Below are 15,158 nucleotides of genomic sequence, written 5' to 3' on the forward strand. Positions count from 1 at the left end.
TCAGAGATGACGGCTTTTGCGTCTTTCCGATCTGACCCCGTTCCCTGCGCAGGTTCCGATCTCACCGCGAAACGAAACAGAACGCGTCATGAATCACAGCGGGCCGGTAAACCGACCCGTATTTTCAACTGAACTGCAGGTAGGCGACATGCGTCTGCAGATACTCTTCCAGACCATGTTTACCATCAGCACCCCCAACCCCCGATTTACGCCACCCGGCATGAAAGCCCTGCATCGCCTCGAAGTTTTCACGGTTAACATAGGTTTCGCCGAACTTCAGCTTACGCAGCGCGGTCATAGTGGTGTTGAGGTTCCGGGTATAAATTGAGGAGGTCAACCCATACTCGCAGTCGTTGGCCAGGGTAATCGCTTCATCCAGTGTTTTAAATGTCATCACCGGCAGCACTGGACCAAAAATCTCCTCCTGCATGATGGCCATCTCCTGACGCACATCCGTTAGCAGCGTGGGTTCAAAGAAGAAGCCTTTCTGTCCGGCGCGCTTACCGCCCAGCAACACTTTTGCCCCTGCAGCGACGGCATCTGCCACTTTCTGCTCGACCCGATCCCGTGCGGCGGCATTAATCAGCGGCCCCATATCAATATCGCTTTGTTCGGCCGGATCGCCAAAGGTCACCTGCTGAAAGGCGGCGGTCAGCGCATGGATAAAACGCGCGTAAATACCCTCCTGCACATAGACCCGTTCCACGCAGTTACAGACCTGACCACTGTTGATCATCCGTGAACCGATAATTGCTCGCACCGTCAGTTCGAGATCGGCATCATCCATCACAATGGCGGGGGCTTTGCCGCCCAGTTCCAGCGACACTTTGGTGACATTTCCAGCGGCGGCCTGCATGGTGGCGATACCTGCGCCGACGCTGCCGGTCAGGCTTACCATCCCGACTTTTGGGTTGGCCGCCAGCTCCTGTCCCACTTCAGGCCCCAGGCCATAGACAATGTTGATGACGCCAGCAGGCAGACTCAGCTGTTGAAGGATGTCGGCAAAAATTGCTGCATTGTTTGGCGTCAGCTCACTGGGTTTGATCACGATGGTGTTACCGGTGATCAGGGCAGGTGCCGCTTTGCGGGCAATCAGGAAGAAGGGGAAATTCCACGGCAAAATTCCGGTGGTGACGCCAATCGCCTTTTTAAACAAGAAGATATTTTCGTTGGGGCGGTCACTGTTGATGATCTCACCTTCATAACGCCGCGCCCACTCGGCCATGTAATCGAGGTAGTCGGCGGTGAACAGCACTTCGGTCTTAGCCAGCTTCTGGGTTTTTCCGCCCTCTGCCACAATGGTTGTCGTCAGATCCGGTTCGCGTTGGCGAATGGCACTGGCGATTTTGTGTAGCCAGACGCCACGCTCGACCGCAGGCAGCGCTTCCCATTCCGGCTGAGCCGCTTCTGCGGCGCTGATGGCAACGCTGGCATCCTGACGACTGCCTTGGGGAATACGTGACAGCAATGCCTCAGTGGCCGGATTGATCACTTCAATCCACTTGTCACCCCGATGGGCGACAAACTCCCCATTAATATAATGTTGATGATGTGTTGTCATTCACTTAACTCTCCGCTATCGATACGTTGCAGTAATGTGATGGAAGGGTGAAACAGATCGCGCAGGGCTACCTTTCGCTGATTGCCAGCCCGCGAGTCCTGCTGGCAGCCAATCACAAATATCGGTGAGCTTTGCGGCAAAAACGTCAATCTGTTGTAAATTTAAAGAAGTGAGGTTGAGAAAAAGGGGGTAAATCATGGCAAACGGATGGGCGTCAGAAGGCGCAGTACAGGAACAGATTGATAGCACCGTTAACGACGGAATTGAGCGGGTAAGACAATCGATTGGACAGGGCGAAAGCGCCACCGAATGTGAACTCTGTGGCGAACCGATTCCGGAAGCGCGTCGTCAGGCGCTAAAAGGAGTGCATTACTGCGTGTCGTGTCAGGAAAAAATCGATAAACAGCAGCAGACCAGCAGCTTATATAATCGTCGGGGCAGTAAAGACAGTCAGCTGCGCTGACCCTCAGGAGCCTGGCATCGCCAGGCCGCTGCCAATAAACCATGCCAGAAAGCCCACGCCCGCCACGATGATGGCGATCGGAAACAGAATTCCAATTCTCATATTCTACCTGCTGCAAACAGCGATTCGGGCCGCGATCTTATCATGAGATTTGGAGGACTGCGCGGTGGGTTTTCAGCAGGGTAAAAAGCTGAAACTGCGTTGCATCATTCTCCTCGCGCAACACCTCGCCTTTCTTATAGAGAATATGATGCACATGGCCGAGCTGACGCCAGACCACAATCGCTGAGGCGATCAGGGCGCAATGCTGCTCCGCCTGCACACACTCAATGGTGGCATAGTGCGTTTCATCCAGGCCATTCACAAACACTTTTATCGCATCTGCGGGTAAGATCGCCCGGATATCATCCAGCATCACCCGGCTGACTGACCGCGAAAGAAACAGCGTTAACCACTTCGTTGTCATTCTAATCCCTGATCCGTTCAATTTTCCCCAGTTTATACGGCCTTGCCCTCAGTAATAAAAGGCTTCTTTGCAGATTTGCCACCCTATCCGCGTTAATGACTGTCAGCTCAAAATTCTGCTGCGCCACACAGCAGAACGGTAAAAAACACCCAATAATAAGATACTTAACTTGTTTATTGTCCAGTTTATGACAACTGCGAAAGTGTGATCCCTGACGGGAATAACGGGTAAATATTGCCACTCCACTGCGGCTTCCGGCATTTATCCGAAGGCCGAGGATTTCCTGCAAAACGTAGACTGCCTGCTGAGCGGAAACAGACAGGTTTCCGACAGGCCTCAACCTAACCGGGGAATAACAATGAACAGTGCCATTATTGCGGGTATCTTCTGGCATTTTGTCGGCGCTGCCAGCGCCGCATGTTTCTACGCGCCTTTTAAACAGGTCAAAAGATGGTCATGGGAAACCATGTGGTCAATTGGTGGCCTGATGTCATGGCTGATCCTGCCGTGGGCGGTAAGTGCCATTTTACTGCCAGACTTTACGGCCTATTACAGCAGCTTCACGCTGTCGCAGCTGACACCGGTCTTTCTGTTTGGCGCGATGTGGGGCATAGGCAATATCAACTACGGCCTGACCATGCGTTATCTCGGCATGTCGATGGGAATCGGTATCGCGATTGGCATTACCCTGGTGGTTGGCACGCTGATGACGCCGCTTTTGCAGGGGCGTTTTAGTGAGCTGTTCGCCTCGGCGGGTGGCCGGTTAACTCTGCTGGGCGTGCTGGTGGCGCTGATTGGCGTTGGGATTGTCTCCCGTGCCGGGCTGTTAAAAGAGCGGGCGCTGGGGATTAACGCAGAAGAGTTCAATCTCAGGAAAGGACTGGTGCTGGCGGTGATGTGCGGCATCTTCTCGGCCGGTATGTCCTTCGCTATGGATGCGGCTAAACCGATGCATCAGGCCGCAGCCGATCTCGGAATCGATCCACTCTATGTGGCTTTGCCCAGCTACGTCATTATTATGGGCGGCGGGGCGCTGGTCAATCTGGCTTTCTGTTTCTATCGGCTGGCCACCCGACCAGAGCTGTCGTTGCGTAAAGACTTCTCCGTCGCGAAGCCGTTGCTGATTGCCAATACTGCCTTTGCGGTGCTCGGCGGCACGATGTGGTATCTCCAGTTCTTTTTCTATGCCTGGGGACATGCCAGAATCCCGGCGCAGTATGATTATGTCAGCTGGATGCTGCACATGAGTCTTTACGTCTTATGTGGTGGTCTGGTGGGTCTGCTGATGAAAGAATGGAAGTCAGCAGGGCGTCGCCCGGTCAGCGTGTTATCGATCGGCTGTGTGGTGATTATTATTGCCGCCAATATTGTGGGTCTTGGCATGGCGGCTTGATCTCGCCTACCACACATCATCTCTAAGTTTAACGGGCCTGCTATGCAGGCCCGTTTTATCAGGACTCAGCACTTTTCAACGCCTGTCGTGGAGAGATAAATCGCTGGCGCCAGGCGCTGGGCGTTAAACCGGTGTCACGGGTGAAGACTACCGAAAAATAGTTGCTGTCATCAAAGCCGCAGCGGGCAGCGACCTCACTAATCAGACAATCCTGGGTGCGCAGCAGATATTTTGCCTGACAGAGCTGTAGCTGTCGCAGGTAATGACTGATAGTCATCCCGGTCTGCTGACGGAAAAGCTGCCGCAGCGCCCGTTCGCTGAGCTGGTTATGCTGACAAAACGCTGCAAGATCAAAGGGGCGGGCAATCGCCCCCTGCAATGCCGACATCAGCAGATCGAGCTGTTCGCCCTCCGGCAACGCCCATGGGCGATCGGCAGCGTAGCCGTGTCGGCGCAGAATCAGCGCCAGTTGTAAAAACAGCGCCTCTGAGAGCTGAACTGACAGCGGATCGCTTTTGCGGCTTTCACGCTCCAGCTGGCTGATCACGCCCCGGGCCAGTGCCATCCCTCGCGTGGTCAGCCGCCAGTAGCCGGGGGCATCCAGGCCCTGTTGCGGCAGCAGCTGATTCCAGTCAAGGGCAAGACCAAAGCGGTCACGACAATAAAGGATGTTATCCAGCACCAGATCGTTGACGCTGTCGTAGCTATGGCAGTCACTGTCGCGGATATAAAAAACGTCGCCGCAGGTGACAAGCCAGGGGCGATCATTGAGGACGTGCAGGCCGTTACCGCGCCAGACAATCACGATTTCACTGAACTCGTGTCGGTGCGGCGGGAAAGAGGGTTGAGGCATCCTTTCGGCAACCGCCACGGGGAGATTAGTGGCGGGAAAATAGTCATCCCGACTGAGTATCAACGTCATGATTGACTCCTTTACATCATCTGCTGGCGCTCCGCACGTGGTGCGCAGCCAAATTCGCGCCTGAACAGGGTAGAGAAATGATTGCTGTCACCAAATCCACACTGGAAAGCGATATCAGTAATTCGCATATCACTGTGACGCAGCAGATGACGGGCCTGCAACAGCCGCAAACGGTTCAGATAGCGCTGCGGCGTGCTGCCAGTTTGCTGCTTCATTTGCCGATGCAGGGTACGCAGCGACAGGGAGAAGCGATCAGCCAGCTCATCCCAGACAATCTCATCACTGTAATGTTCCCCCAGCCAGTCGAGCAGGCGATGCAGCCGCGCCTCCTGATCCTGACTCTGTCCGTCAATGCACGCTTCACGCAACAGCACCAGTAATTGTAAGAACATCTGTTCCTGATGCGCCTGCTTCTCCAGCGACCAGGCATCATCATGCTGCATCTGCGATGCCACACTCAGCGCCTGAGCCATCACTTTGTGATTGATGCGCCAGTGGGAGGTATATTGCCCATCCTGACCACAGGGCAGTAAAGCCTGTAGCCCGGAGAGAAAGCGAAATGCGCCGGGGCTGCGATAGAGCACATTAGTCAGGCAGAGGTTGTCGGTCTGCTCATAGAGATGACGGTCATGATCGCGCACAAAGCAGACGCAACCGGCGCACAGCGTTTGGGGCTGGCCATTGAACACATGAATGCCGGAACCTTGCTCAACCAGCACAATCTCATGAAAATCATGATGATGTTCAGGAAAGGCTGCCTGCGGTATGCGGGGTTCAATGGCTATCGTGTAATCGCCTTCAGGAAAGAAATCCGCACTGTACAATATGGTCATCGTCATCTCTCGCTGCTTAACAAAACCGTAACGCAGTCTAATCAGCACGCCCTAACCTTACCTTGAATTTTCAGCCTGACTCAGCAGGAATCATGCTGATTTTTCAAGAAATCCCCAGCAGTTAACAGATTTGCGGCAGGGGTCACATCCTCCTCCCTGTCGCCTCTGTGATCTCTCTCACGAAGTTCTTTGCAAGTCTGCCAGGACTCATCCGCCGCTGGCACTCCGGGAAAGGTCTTTAATCGGCAGGATTTTTACTCTGTGACCACTCAATCACAGGGAAATATCGCCATGACCAGGAGAAATATTGTTGCTATCGATCTCGGCGCATCCAGCGGACGGGTCATGCTTGCCCGCTGGGATGCCGCGCAGCGTCAGCTCGCGCTGCGTGAGGTCCGGCGCTTTGAAAATAAGCGCCAGCGTCGTGGCGGTTATGACTGTTGGGATCTTGCGACGCTGGAGCGGGAAATACGCAGCGGGCTGGCTCAGCTAGATGAAGAGGGGATCGTGCCTGACAGTATCGGTATCGACACCTGGGGCGTTGATATGGTGCTGCTGGATGCTCAGGGCAAGCAGGTAGGTGAGGCGGTCAGCTACCGCGATGCGCGCACCCACGGCCTGATGGAACAGGCGCAGCATGAACTGAGCCGCAGTGCTATCTACGCCCGAACCGGTATTCAGTTTCTTCCGTTCAATACGCTCTATCAACTGCGTGCCCTGCAGCAGCAGCCTGACTGGCAGGCCCGTGTGGCGCATGCGCTGATGATTCCCGACTACCTGCATTACCGCCTGACTGGCAACCTCAATTGGGAATACACCAACGCAACCACCACACAAATGCTCAATATTCACAGCGGCGAGTGGGATCGTGATTTGCTTACCTGGGCGGGCGCTAATGTGCAGTGGTTTGGTCAGCCGAAGCCGCCAGGCAATACCGTCGGCCACTGGGTTAATGGCGCGGGCATTCCGGTTCCAGTGATCGCCGTCGCCACCCACGACACCGCCAGCGCGGTTCTGGCGACGCCATTGATGCAGAGCGATGCCGCCTATCTCAGCTCCGGAACCTGGTCGCTGATGGGCTTTGAAAGTCTGAAGCCCTATGCCTGCGACGCCGCGCTGCGCGCCAACATCACCAATGAGGGCGGCGCAGAAGGCTACCGCGTATTAAAAAACATCATGGGCTTATGGCTGCTGCAGCGCATTTGCGGCGAACTGCAGATAGACGATCTCAGCGCATTGATTGATCAGACGGCCCGCCAGCCCGCCTGTGTTTCACTGATCAGCCCCAATGATGCGCGCTTCATCAATCCCGACAGTATGGTGAACGAGATTCAGAACGCCTGCGCAGAGCAGGGAATGCCGGTGCCACAATCTGCTGCCGCGCTGGCTCGCTGCATATTTGACAGCCTGGCACTGCTCTACCGTGAAGTGATCCATGAGCTGGCAGAACTGCGAGGCAAGCCATTCAGCCAGTTGCACGTGGTGGGGGGAGGCAGTCAGAACCGTTTTCTTAACCAACTCTGTGCCGATGCCTGCCAGATACCGGTGCTGGCCGGTCCGGTTGAAGCCTCTACGCTGGGTAACGTCGGTTGTCAGCTTATTGCGCTCGGCGAACTGACCGATGTGGCTGATTTCCGCTGCTGCGTCATCAACAACTTCCCTCTGGAAAAATTCGAACCGCAAACTCACCGCGTCTTCAGTGTCAGTCAGGCACGCTTCGCGATGCTGAGTCAACCCGCTAAGGAACCCGCTTATGACTAAGCAGATTGAACAGGCTTTTGAACTGGCTAAACAACGTTACGCTGACAATGGGGTTGATGTTGAACAGGCCATCCGCCAGCTGGATAGTATCCCGGTCTCGATGCACTGCTGGCAGGGGGATGATGTCCGGGGATTTGAGAACCCGCAGGGCGCATTGACTGGCGGCATTCAGGCGACCGGGAACTATCCGGGGCGGGCACGGAATGCCCGTGAATTACGCAGTGATATCGATAAGGCGATGTCTATGATCCCCGGCGCAAAACGTCTGAACCTGCACGCAATCTATCTGGAAAGCGACCAGCCGGTGGAGCGGGATGCCATTGAACCTGCTCATTTTGCCAACTGGGTGGCATGGGCCAAAGAACAGAATGTAGGACTGGATTTTAATCCTAGCTGCTTCTCGCATCCAATGAGCGCCGACGGTTTTACACTGGCGCACAGTGATAAAACCGTACGACAGTTCTGGATCGATCACTGCAAAGCGAGTCGCCGCATCTCCGCCTCGTTTGGTGAGCAGCTTGGTACGCCGTCAGTGATGAACATCTGGGTGCCGGACGGCATGAAAGATATTACCGTTGATCGGCTGGCTCCGCGTCAGCGTCTGCTGAGCGCGCTGGATGAGATCATTTCAGAAAAGCTCAACCCGCAGCATCATATTGATGCGGTAGAGAGCAAGCTGTTTGGTATCGGTGCAGAGAGTTACACCGTTGGCTCTAATGAGTTTTATCTCGGGTATGCTGCCAGCCGCCAGACGGCACTGACCCTGGATGCAGGCCATTTCCATCCCACCGAAGTGATCTCCGACAAAATTTCTGCCGCAATGCTCTACGTGCCGCGCCTGCTGCTGCACGTCAGCCGTCCGGTACGCTGGGACAGCGACCACGTGGTGCTGCTGGATGATGAAACCCAGGCGATCGCCAGTGAGATCGTTCGCCATCAGTTGTTCGATAAAGTGCATATCGGGCTCGACTTCTTCGACGCTTCTATCAACCGGGTTGCCGCCTGGGTAATCGGCACCCGGAACACTAAAAAAGCGCTGCTGCGTGCCTTGCTGGAGCCAACCGACCGTTTGCGGCAAGTCGAGAACGACGGTGATTACACCGCGCGGCTTACTCTGCTTGAAGAGCAAAAATCACTGCCGTGGCAAGCGGTATGGGAAGCCTGGTGCCTGCGTCATGACGTCCCGGCTGACGCAAGCTGGTTAGGCGATGTCCGTCATTATGAAAAACAGATTTTGAGCCAACGTTAAGGATTTGATTATGCAAAACATTCTTTCTTCCGGGTTTGTTAAGGGAATGGTCAAAGCGACCAGCGACATGTGGCTGAAAGGCTGGGACGAACGTAACGGCGGAAATGTCAGCCTGCGTCTGCTGGAGGAGGAGGTAAAACCCTTTATTGCCGATTTCTACAGGGAGCCGCGCTGTATTGAGCTGACCCAATCTGCTCCGGCACTGGCGAACGACTGGTTTCTGGTGACCGGGTCAGGGAAATTCATGCGTAACGTCCAGCTTGATCCGGCGGACTGTCTGGCACTGCTTCAGGTCGATGACAAAGGTCTTTCTTATAAAATTCACTGGGGACTGTCGAATGGCGGTTTGCCCACCTCTGAGCTGGCATCACACTTTCAGTCTCACGCGGTGCGTAAAGCGGTCAGTAAAGGTGCAGACCGGGTGATCATGCACTGTCACGCCACCAACTTTATGGCCTTAAGCTATGTGGTTGAGATGGATTCCGCCCGCTTTACTCGCCTGCTGTGGGAAGGCAGCACTGAATGTCTGGTGGTGTTCCCGGAGGGTGTGGGTGTGTTGCCCTGGATGGTACCCGGCACTGATGAAATAGGCACCGCGACAGCCAGACAGATGCAGTCACACACCCTGGTAATGTGGCCATTCCACGGCGTCTTCGGTACGGGGCCGACGCTTGATGAGACTTTTGGTCTGATAGACACGGCAGAGAAATCGTCAGAAGTGATTGTCAAAGTGCTGTCAATGGGGGGTATTCGCCAGAGTATCACCACAGAACAGCTGGTCGCACTGGGTAAGCGCTTCGGCGTCAGGCCATGGCAGCCCGCTCTGGATGCAGGTCCCGCGTATGTTGCGTAAAGCCTTTGTGATGCAGGTCAATCCTTATTGCCATGCGGAGTATGAGCGTCGCCACTCACCGATCTGGCCTGAACTGGCAGAAACCCTGAAAGCGCACGGCGCGCACAACTATGCTATCTGGCTGGACACCGAGCGGCATCTGCTGTTCGCCAGCGTTGAGATTGAATCTGAAGAGCGCTGGAACGCAGTAGCGGAAACGGAAGTGTGTCAGCGCTGGTGGGCCTTAATGAAAGATCTGATGCCGTCGAATGCGGATAACAGTCCCATCAGTCAGCCGTTAAAACCGGTGTTCTTTTTGAGTTAGGGTAAACAGGGCGGCAGTGCCGCCCTGATGTTTTTAACATTTGACCTGACACAAGCCGGTCAGGGTCGGCCACATCCCCATCAGCGTATCAATAATGCTGTCCAGATCGTCACGCTCAACGCCTTCGCGCGCGCGCACTGACATGCCCTGCAGCATACAGCCGAGATAACGAGACAGCGCGGCAATGTTCACTGACGCACTCAGTTCACCACGAAGCTGACGCGCCAGCAGAAAATCCCTCAACACATGCTCCTGCGACTGATGCTGCTGTTGCAGCATGGTGGCAATTTCTGATGATGCCGCCGACAGGGCGGTTGAGGTGCAGATAAAGAAACAGCCGCCGGGAGAGTCGCGTTCGGTAAAGCAGGCTGCGGTCGCGCGGAAATAGCCTTCAATAGACTGATCCACCGGTAACTGGTCATCGCTCAATGCCGCTTCACGCCATGCGCTGAACGTCTCCACATAGCGCTCCATCGCCGCGCGAAACAACCCCTCTTTGTTAACAAACTCTGCGTAAAGAGTTGGCGCTTTTGCACCCGTTGCGGCCACCAGATCCGCCAGAGAAGTGCCCTCGTAGCCGTGTGTCCAGAACAGGTTCAGTGCCTTATCTAACGCGGCTTCGCGGTCGAACATTTTAGGTCGGCCGCGGCATTTCTTTACATCGCACTTCTGAACCTGACTCATACATCCTCACTGACAGTAAAACATTCCATTAAATTACCGATCATTATAATAATGTGCAAGATTCGCTATGGATATCCCCGTATGGGGTTGCCATTTTGTGCGCCAGCGCATTGTTACAGCCCTTAGGGTTAAGTCAGATAAAGGGATGAAGTCGATAATCACGCCACTTCGAGAATAAGATATCGATCATTAAATAAATATTGGCGACGCGTCACATCAGGGTCTATATTTTTTTAGTGATCGATAATCAAATAGCAAAAACCTATTCCAGACCCACCGATTTTCATTACGGAATATAGAGAGAATCTTATGAAAAACATCAAAATCACCCTGGCCGCAGTGGCACTGACTACCCTGGCGTTTGGTGTATCTGCGGCTGACCTGGTGACCAGCGAGCCGGTCGATCAGCAACCCGTTGGCACCCTCTCTGTACTGGGCGGCACCAATCTGACTTCCGTTGAAGCACGCTTAAGTGCCAAAGCCGATGAAGCTGGGGCGAAATCGTTTCGAATCACCTCAACCAGCGGGCAAAACAAACTGCATGGCACGGCTGTCATTTATCAGTAATGGCTATTTTTCAGCAGAAACATGAGAAGGGGTTCGTTATGAAAAGTATTAATCTGATGGCGGCGGCGGCTGTGCTAAGCGGCCTCTCATTCGCCAGCGCAGCAGCCCAGCAGGTCAGCAGCACACCGCTGGATCAGCAAAAAATCGGCGTCATCAACGCAACGGGCAGTACGAGTCTGATTTCGCTGGAGCAGCAACTGTCGGAAAAGGCCAGTGATATAGGGGCAAAGTCTTTCCGCATCACTTCGACCTCTGGCAGCAACAACCTGCATGGCACGACCATTCTCTATAAATAACCCTAAAAAGGCTCCAGATAGACCCGCTCATCTGAAGCTTTTTTTTATTCATTACTGCCTAACTTTTCTATCCATTACTGCGTAACTGGGGATAACGACGGAAGATATAAACACACCAGAGCAACGCGACCAGACCAATCATCCCGCCGACATTCCCGACTTCCGCCATGCTCAGATGCAGACTGACCTGATTACCCAGCAGCGCACCCGCGCCGATACCGATATTATAAATTCCCGACATCAGAGACATCGCCACATCAGTGGCATCGGGTGCCAGTGACAGCACCCGCACCTGCATACCCAGCCCGATCATCATCATTGCCATTCCCCAGACAACGCACAGCGTTGAAATAGCTGCAGGGCGAACGGCAGCAAAAATGAGGAGTCCCATACAAAGCGTAACCAGCGCAATGGCGGCAATCAGCAGCCCCGAGGGGAATCTATTGCCAAGGGTACTGAACAATACGCTGCCCACAATGCCCGCGGTGCCAAACAGCAAAAGTAGCAGAGTCGTGAAATTGCCACTGGAATGCGCCACGCTCTGCATAAAAGGCTCGATATAGCTGTAGGCGGTGTAATGTGCCGTAACTACCAGCGTTACCAATAGATACATGCTGACCAGCGCTGGACGGCGAAACAGCATCGGCACACTGCTCAGTGAGCCTGTATGTTCACTCGGCAGACGTGGCAGGATCCGCACCAGCATAATCATCAGCACCAGTGCCGAAAGGCCAATCGCGCCGAAGGTAGTGCGCCAGCCAAGATACTGACCGACCACACGGCCAATCGGCACGCCCAGTACCATCGCCAGCGCGGTACCTGTCGCCAGCATGCTCAGCGCCTGTGTTTTCTTGCCAGCCGGAGCAACACGAATAGCCAGCGAGGCGGTGATCGACCAGAACACCGCGTGAGACAGGGCGATGCCAACGCGTGACACCATCAGAGACTGGAAATCCCAGGCGACAGTTGAAAGTCCGTGGCTGACGATAAAGATCAGGAACAGCACACCCAGCAGCAGTCGTCGCTCAATATTGCGGGTCAGCAACATCAGCGGCAGTGAGAGCAGCGCGACCACCCAGGCGTAGATGGTCAGCATGATCCCGACATCAGCCGTCTGCATTGAAAAGTCAGCAGCGATATCGGATAACAAGCCAACCGGCACAAATTCGGTGGTATTAAAGACAAAGGCGGCGATGGCCAGCAATACTACGCGTAGCCAGGCAGTTTTACGTGAAACAGTCGTTGGTTGCATGAGGAGTCAAGTCAGTCAGGACAGCGAATTCGGATGTGGCAGAAACATCCAGCGAAAGTGACTTGCGTCACAAATTACTGACCATTGTAGTGAATAAAGCGAGAAGAGAAACCTTATAAACACCTTTTAATGCTGAATTTTTTTTATCGCCCTGTCACAGGGCGATAGCCAGAGGTTATTAACCGCGACGTCGTGCGGGCATCATTCGCAACAGAGTATTGTCTTTTAGCAGATAGTGATGGAACAGGGCAGCAGCAGCATGCAGTCCGATCAGCCAGTAACCCAGTGGTGCCAGGGTTTCATGCCAGCCAATCAGCCTGTCCGCCAGATCAAAGTTGGGTTCAGACGCGACCGGCATGCTGATGCCAAACAACCACCATTCCCGACCTTTAAGGTAGCGCGATGTCAGACCGAGGATCGGCAGGATGATAAACAGGGCATAGAGCAGGGTATGAGTCAGATGCGCCAGACCGGTTTGCCAGCGCGGCGCAGCAGGGATAATCGGCGGTGTGCGATGCCGTGTGCGTAAAAACAGGCGGGCGAGCATCAAAACCAGAATGGTCGAGCCGGCGCTGAAGTGGGTAATAATCATGGCATAACCTTGCCAGGATCCGCGCTGCGCAAAGCCGCGCAGTTCAATGGTGGCGTAGGCCGTCGCCACCATTAAAAGGGTAAGCCAGTGGAGGGTTATCTGTGAGCGCGCAAACTTTTCCCGCATCATGTATTCCATCAAGAAGAATCAGGAAGGTCAACATAACGCAAAACAGCGTAAATACTTAACAAATTAGCGCAGCGGGAAAAGTTTTCATCCATCGCCGTACCGACCGGATTAACGCGAGGCGGGGGTATGCTTCAGGGCCACGCTAAGCTGATAGGGTTGCTGATCGGCTTTATTAAGTGGACAGCAGTTCTCACAGCCGATTGCACCTGTATAATATTTTTTTGCCTGCAGAATGGCGGCATTTACGTGGTAAAAACTGCCCAAAAAGAGCCTGTTATCCATGTCGGGAAGATGGGTGCAGCCTGCAGCATGAACCACATGATTATTGTTGTATCCTGATTGTTTATTGACGTAGTAATAGACCGCCACAGGTGTTCCTTGTTGCCGTGTTAAAAGGCAAAGCGAATGAATTATTCCAATAAAAACGATTATAGCGTTAAACGCGCATTCTGTTTGCTGTGGATCTGAAGGGAATGTTCAGTGTGATAAGCCGCCATGCCTGGCAGAGAAGTCCAGGCATGGCAAAAGAGACGGTTGTCAGAGCTTTTTGCAGTGCAGATGCCAGGCAACCAGCAACGCTATTATCAGTAAGGCGCTGATAAACAACGTAATCCCACTCCAGCCAAAATTGTGCCAGAACAAACCACCCAGCGTACCCGCTACGCTGGAACCCACGTAGTAGCTGAATAGATAGAGGGAAGAGGCCTGACCGCGCGCCCGGCGTGCCCGGGGGCCTATCCAGCCGCTGGCTACTGCATGGGCGGCAAAAAAACCGGCAGTGAACAGCATCATCCCAGGCAGAATAAGCCAAAGAGAGTTGAAGGCGGTGACCAGTAAACCCAGCAGCATGATGGCGGTTGCGCCCAGCATCACCGGTCCACGACCCAAACGGCTGGTCAGCGCACCCGCTTTGGGAGAGCTCCAGGAGCCCGTGAGGTAGACCACCGATAACAGCCCGACTACGGCCTGACTGAGATGCCAGGGCGCATCCAGTAGTCGGTAGCCAATGTAATTAAACAGGGTGACAAAGGCCCCCATCAGCAGAAATCCTTCGGCAAACAGCCAGGGCAGGCCCGGATCTCGCCAGTGCAGCTTGAAGTTAATCAGCAGATTACGTGGACGCAGCGTAAGGGGCCGGAAATGACGCGATTCAGGCAGAATCCTCCAGAACAATAGCGCCGAAGCCAGTGAAAAACAGCCGATCACCGCCACGGCGATACGCCATGAAAAAAGGTCAGTCAGTACGCCGCTCAGCAGACGACCGCTCATCCCGCCAATTGAGTTACCGCTGATATACAGCCCCATTGAAAAGGCGACGACCCTTACATCCATCTCCTCGCTGAGATAGGTCATGCCGACTGCCGCAACGCCGCTGAGGGACAGTCCCATCAGCGCCCGCATAATCAGAATGCCGTGCCAACTGGTCATGGTGGCCGAGATCAGCGTGCAGATGGCGGCAAGCATCAGGGCTGTCACCATCACCGATTTACGCCCGATGGCATCAGATAGCGGCCCGGTTACCAGCAGGCCCAGCGCCATCAGGCCGGTAGAAATGGAGAGCGACAGGCTGCTGGTCGCCGGAGAAACATCAAACTGTTGGGACAACACCGGTAGAATAGGCTGGACGCAATAGAGCAGGGCAAACGTCGCCAGCCCGGCTGAGAAAAGCGCCAGCGTCACACGCATAAACTGTGGCGTTCCCCGCCTTATAAAGCCTGAAGCAGCAACTGACCCTGGCGGCGCAGATACCGCTTTTTCATCCACAGTTGCTTGTATTGAGCGACTCACACTTCTTCCTCAAGTTCAGAAAATCCGTGGTCAGCTTAGGAGAAC

At 54.4% G+C, this 15,158-nt stretch carries 18 protein-coding genes; 8 read left to right on the top strand and 10 right to left on the bottom strand.

The annotated features are described in order from the left end of the window. Positions 1–124 precede the first annotated feature (124 nt). Positions 125–1,561 (bottom strand): aldehyde dehydrogenase, encoded by a 1,437-nt coding sequence (aldA, locus tag WFO64_RS17305; RefSeq protein WP_337013298.1) that lies wholly within the window; start codon positions 1,559–1,561, stop codon positions 125–127. 196 nt (positions 1,562–1,757) lie between these two features. Here aldA and WFO64_RS17310 point away from each other — a divergent pair, with 196 nt between their 5' ends. Further along, complete coding sequence (locus tag WFO64_RS17310) at positions 1,758–2,024, top strand: DksA/TraR family C4-type zinc finger protein (protein WP_337013299.1); 267 nt, start codon at positions 1,758–1,760, stop codon at positions 2,022–2,024. A 3-nt stretch (positions 2,025–2,027) separates the two neighbouring features. On the opposite strand, the gene WFO64_RS17315 is transcribed toward WFO64_RS17310, so the two are convergent. After that, on the bottom strand, positions 2,028–2,126 hold the full coding sequence (locus WFO64_RS17315; protein WP_008925225.1) for a YoaK family small membrane protein: 99 nt from the start codon (positions 2,124–2,126) through the stop codon (positions 2,028–2,030). 40 nt (positions 2,127–2,166) lie between these two features. Beyond that, the gene (locus tag WFO64_RS17320) at positions 2,167–2,490 is read right to left on the bottom strand and encodes a hypothetical protein (RefSeq protein WP_337013300.1); all 324 of its coding nucleotides are present in this window, start codon (positions 2,488–2,490) and stop codon (positions 2,167–2,169) included. Between the two features lie 358 nt (positions 2,491–2,848). Between WFO64_RS17320 and rhaT the strand changes: the two genes are divergently transcribed. After that, on the top strand, positions 2,849–3,883 hold the full coding sequence (gene rhaT, locus WFO64_RS17325; protein WP_337013301.1) for an L-rhamnose/proton symporter RhaT: 1,035 nt from the start codon (positions 2,849–2,851) through the stop codon (positions 3,881–3,883). Between the two features lie 58 nt (positions 3,884–3,941). Here the strand turns inward: rhaT and rhaR are convergent, their stop codons facing one another. Further along, positions 3,942–4,805, bottom strand: coding sequence for an HTH-type transcriptional activator RhaR (gene rhaR, locus WFO64_RS17330; RefSeq protein WP_337013302.1), 864 nt, complete (start codon positions 4,803–4,805; stop codon positions 3,942–3,944). Positions 4,806–4,816: 11 nt separating this feature from the next. Then, positions 4,817–5,638 carry an HTH-type transcriptional activator RhaS gene (gene rhaS, locus WFO64_RS17335; protein ID WP_337013446.1) on the bottom strand — a complete coding sequence of 274 codons (822 nt, stop codon included), beginning with the start codon at positions 5,636–5,638 and terminating at the stop codon, positions 4,817–4,819. Between the two features lie 291 nt (positions 5,639–5,929). On the opposite strand from rhaS, the gene rhaB reads away from it, so the two are divergent. The 4 genes from rhaB to rhaM are packed head-to-tail and all read left to right on the top strand — an operon-like array spanning position 5,930 to position 9,805. Further along, entirely contained in the window at positions 5,930–7,399 is a 1,470-nt protein-coding gene (gene rhaB / locus WFO64_RS17340; protein ID WP_337013447.1) for a rhamnulokinase, read from the top strand. Then, entirely contained in the window at positions 7,392–8,648 is a 1,257-nt protein-coding gene (locus WFO64_RS17345; RefSeq protein WP_337013303.1) for an L-rhamnose isomerase, read from the top strand. The genes rhaB and WFO64_RS17345 overlap by 8 nt, the downstream gene beginning before the upstream one ends. Positions 8,649–8,658: 10 nt before the next feature. Continuing rightward, positions 8,659–9,501: a rhamnulose-1-phosphate aldolase gene (gene rhaD, locus WFO64_RS17350; RefSeq protein ID WP_337013304.1), complete on the top strand. Its 843-nt coding sequence runs from the start codon at positions 8,659–8,661 to the stop codon at positions 9,499–9,501. Continuing rightward, positions 9,491–9,805, top strand: coding sequence for an L-rhamnose mutarotase (rhaM, locus tag WFO64_RS17355; protein ID WP_337013305.1), 315 nt, complete (start codon positions 9,491–9,493; stop codon positions 9,803–9,805). The genes rhaD and rhaM overlap by 11 nt, the downstream gene beginning before the upstream one ends. 33 nt (positions 9,806–9,838) lie before the next feature. On the opposite strand, the gene WFO64_RS17360 is transcribed toward rhaM, so the two are convergent. After that, a complete protein-coding gene (locus tag WFO64_RS17360; protein WP_337013306.1) occupies positions 9,839–10,489 on the bottom strand; it encodes a TetR/AcrR family transcriptional regulator in 651 nt (216 codons plus the stop codon). A gap of 309 nt (positions 10,490–10,798) precedes the next feature. Between WFO64_RS17360 and bhsA (WFO64_RS17365) the strand changes: the two genes are divergently transcribed. Together bhsA (WFO64_RS17365) and bhsA (WFO64_RS17370) are read left to right on the top strand one after the other, a co-directional pair. Further along, positions 10,799–11,056: a multiple stress resistance protein BhsA gene (bhsA, locus tag WFO64_RS17365; protein ID WP_337013307.1), complete on the top strand. Its 258-nt coding sequence runs from the start codon at positions 10,799–10,801 to the stop codon at positions 11,054–11,056. A gap of 38 nt (positions 11,057–11,094) precedes the next feature. Further along, positions 11,095–11,352: a multiple stress resistance protein BhsA gene (bhsA, locus tag WFO64_RS17370; RefSeq protein ID WP_337013308.1), complete on the top strand. Its 258-nt coding sequence runs from the start codon at positions 11,095–11,097 to the stop codon at positions 11,350–11,352. 67 nt (positions 11,353–11,419) lie between these two features. Here the strand turns inward: bhsA (WFO64_RS17370) and WFO64_RS17375 are convergent, their stop codons facing one another. From WFO64_RS17375 to WFO64_RS17390, 4 genes are all read right to left on the bottom strand, one after another. Further along, on the bottom strand, positions 11,420–12,604 hold the full coding sequence (locus WFO64_RS17375) for a sugar transporter (RefSeq protein WP_337013309.1): 1,185 nt from the start codon (positions 12,602–12,604) through the stop codon (positions 11,420–11,422). Positions 12,605–12,782: 178 nt separating this feature from the next. Beyond that, positions 12,783–13,322: a cytochrome b561 gene (gene cybB, locus WFO64_RS17380; RefSeq protein ID WP_337013310.1), complete on the bottom strand. Its 540-nt coding sequence runs from the start codon at positions 13,320–13,322 to the stop codon at positions 12,783–12,785. 111 nt (positions 13,323–13,433) lie between these two features. Further along, on the bottom strand, positions 13,434–13,694 hold the full coding sequence (locus WFO64_RS17385; RefSeq protein WP_337013311.1) for a hypothetical protein: 261 nt from the start codon (positions 13,692–13,694) through the stop codon (positions 13,434–13,436). Between the two features lie 168 nt (positions 13,695–13,862). Continuing rightward, positions 13,863–15,113 carry an MFS transporter gene (locus tag WFO64_RS17390; protein WP_337013312.1) on the bottom strand — a complete coding sequence of 417 codons (1,251 nt, stop codon included), beginning with the start codon at positions 15,111–15,113 and terminating at the stop codon, positions 13,863–13,865. Between the last annotated feature and the right edge of the window lie 45 nt (positions 15,114–15,158).

This window comes from Pantoea sp. AS142 (genome assembly GCF_037152305.1).
Taxonomy (GTDB): domain Bacteria; phylum Pseudomonadota; class Gammaproteobacteria; order Enterobacterales; family Enterobacteriaceae; genus Pantoea.

Bases quoted from the DNA above. Each gene is read 5' to 3' on its own strand.
- rhaT (WP_337013301.1), top strand. From the start codon at position 2,849: ATGAACAGTGCCATTATTGCGGGTATCTTCTGGCATTTTGTCGGCGCT.
- WFO64_RS17345 (WP_337013303.1), top strand. From the start codon at position 7,392: ATGACTAAGCAGATTGAACAGGCTTTTGAACTGGCTAAACAACGTTAC.
- cybB (WP_337013310.1), bottom strand. From the start codon at position 13,322: ATGCGGGAAAAGTTTGCGCGCTCACAGATAACCCTCCACTGGCTTACC.
- WFO64_RS17375 (WP_337013309.1), bottom strand. From the start codon at position 12,604: ATGCAACCAACGACTGTTTCACGTAAAACTGCCTGGCTACGCGTAGTA.
- bhsA (WP_337013308.1), top strand. From the start codon at position 11,095: ATGAAAAGTATTAATCTGATGGCGGCGGCGGCTGTGCTAAGCGGCCTC.
- rhaR (WP_337013302.1), bottom strand. From the start codon at position 4,805: ATGACGTTGATACTCAGTCGGGATGACTATTTTCCCGCCACTAATCTC.
- rhaM (WP_337013305.1), top strand. From the start codon at position 9,491: ATGTTGCGTAAAGCCTTTGTGATGCAGGTCAATCCTTATTGCCATGCG.
- rhaD (WP_337013304.1), top strand. From the start codon at position 8,659: ATGCAAAACATTCTTTCTTCCGGGTTTGTTAAGGGAATGGTCAAAGCG.
- WFO64_RS17310 (WP_337013299.1), top strand. From the start codon at position 1,758: ATGGCAAACGGATGGGCGTCAGAAGGCGCAGTACAGGAACAGATTGAT.
- aldA (WP_337013298.1), bottom strand. From the start codon at position 1,561: ATGACAACACATCATCAACATTATATTAATGGGGAGTTTGTCGCCCAT.
- WFO64_RS17315 (WP_008925225.1), bottom strand. From the start codon at position 2,126: ATGAGAATTGGAATTCTGTTTCCGATCGCCATCATCGTGGCGGGCGTG.
- rhaS (WP_337013446.1), bottom strand. From the start codon at position 5,638: ATGACCATATTGTACAGTGCGGATTTCTTTCCTGAAGGCGATTACACG.
- rhaB (WP_337013447.1), top strand. From the start codon at position 5,930: ATGACCAGGAGAAATATTGTTGCTATCGATCTCGGCGCATCCAGCGGA.
- WFO64_RS17360 (WP_337013306.1), bottom strand. From the start codon at position 10,489: ATGAGTCAGGTTCAGAAGTGCGATGTAAAGAAATGCCGCGGCCGACCT.
- WFO64_RS17320 (WP_337013300.1), bottom strand. From the start codon at position 2,490: ATGACAACGAAGTGGTTAACGCTGTTTCTTTCGCGGTCAGTCAGCCGG.
- bhsA (WP_337013307.1), top strand. From the start codon at position 10,799: ATGAAAAACATCAAAATCACCCTGGCCGCAGTGGCACTGACTACCCTG.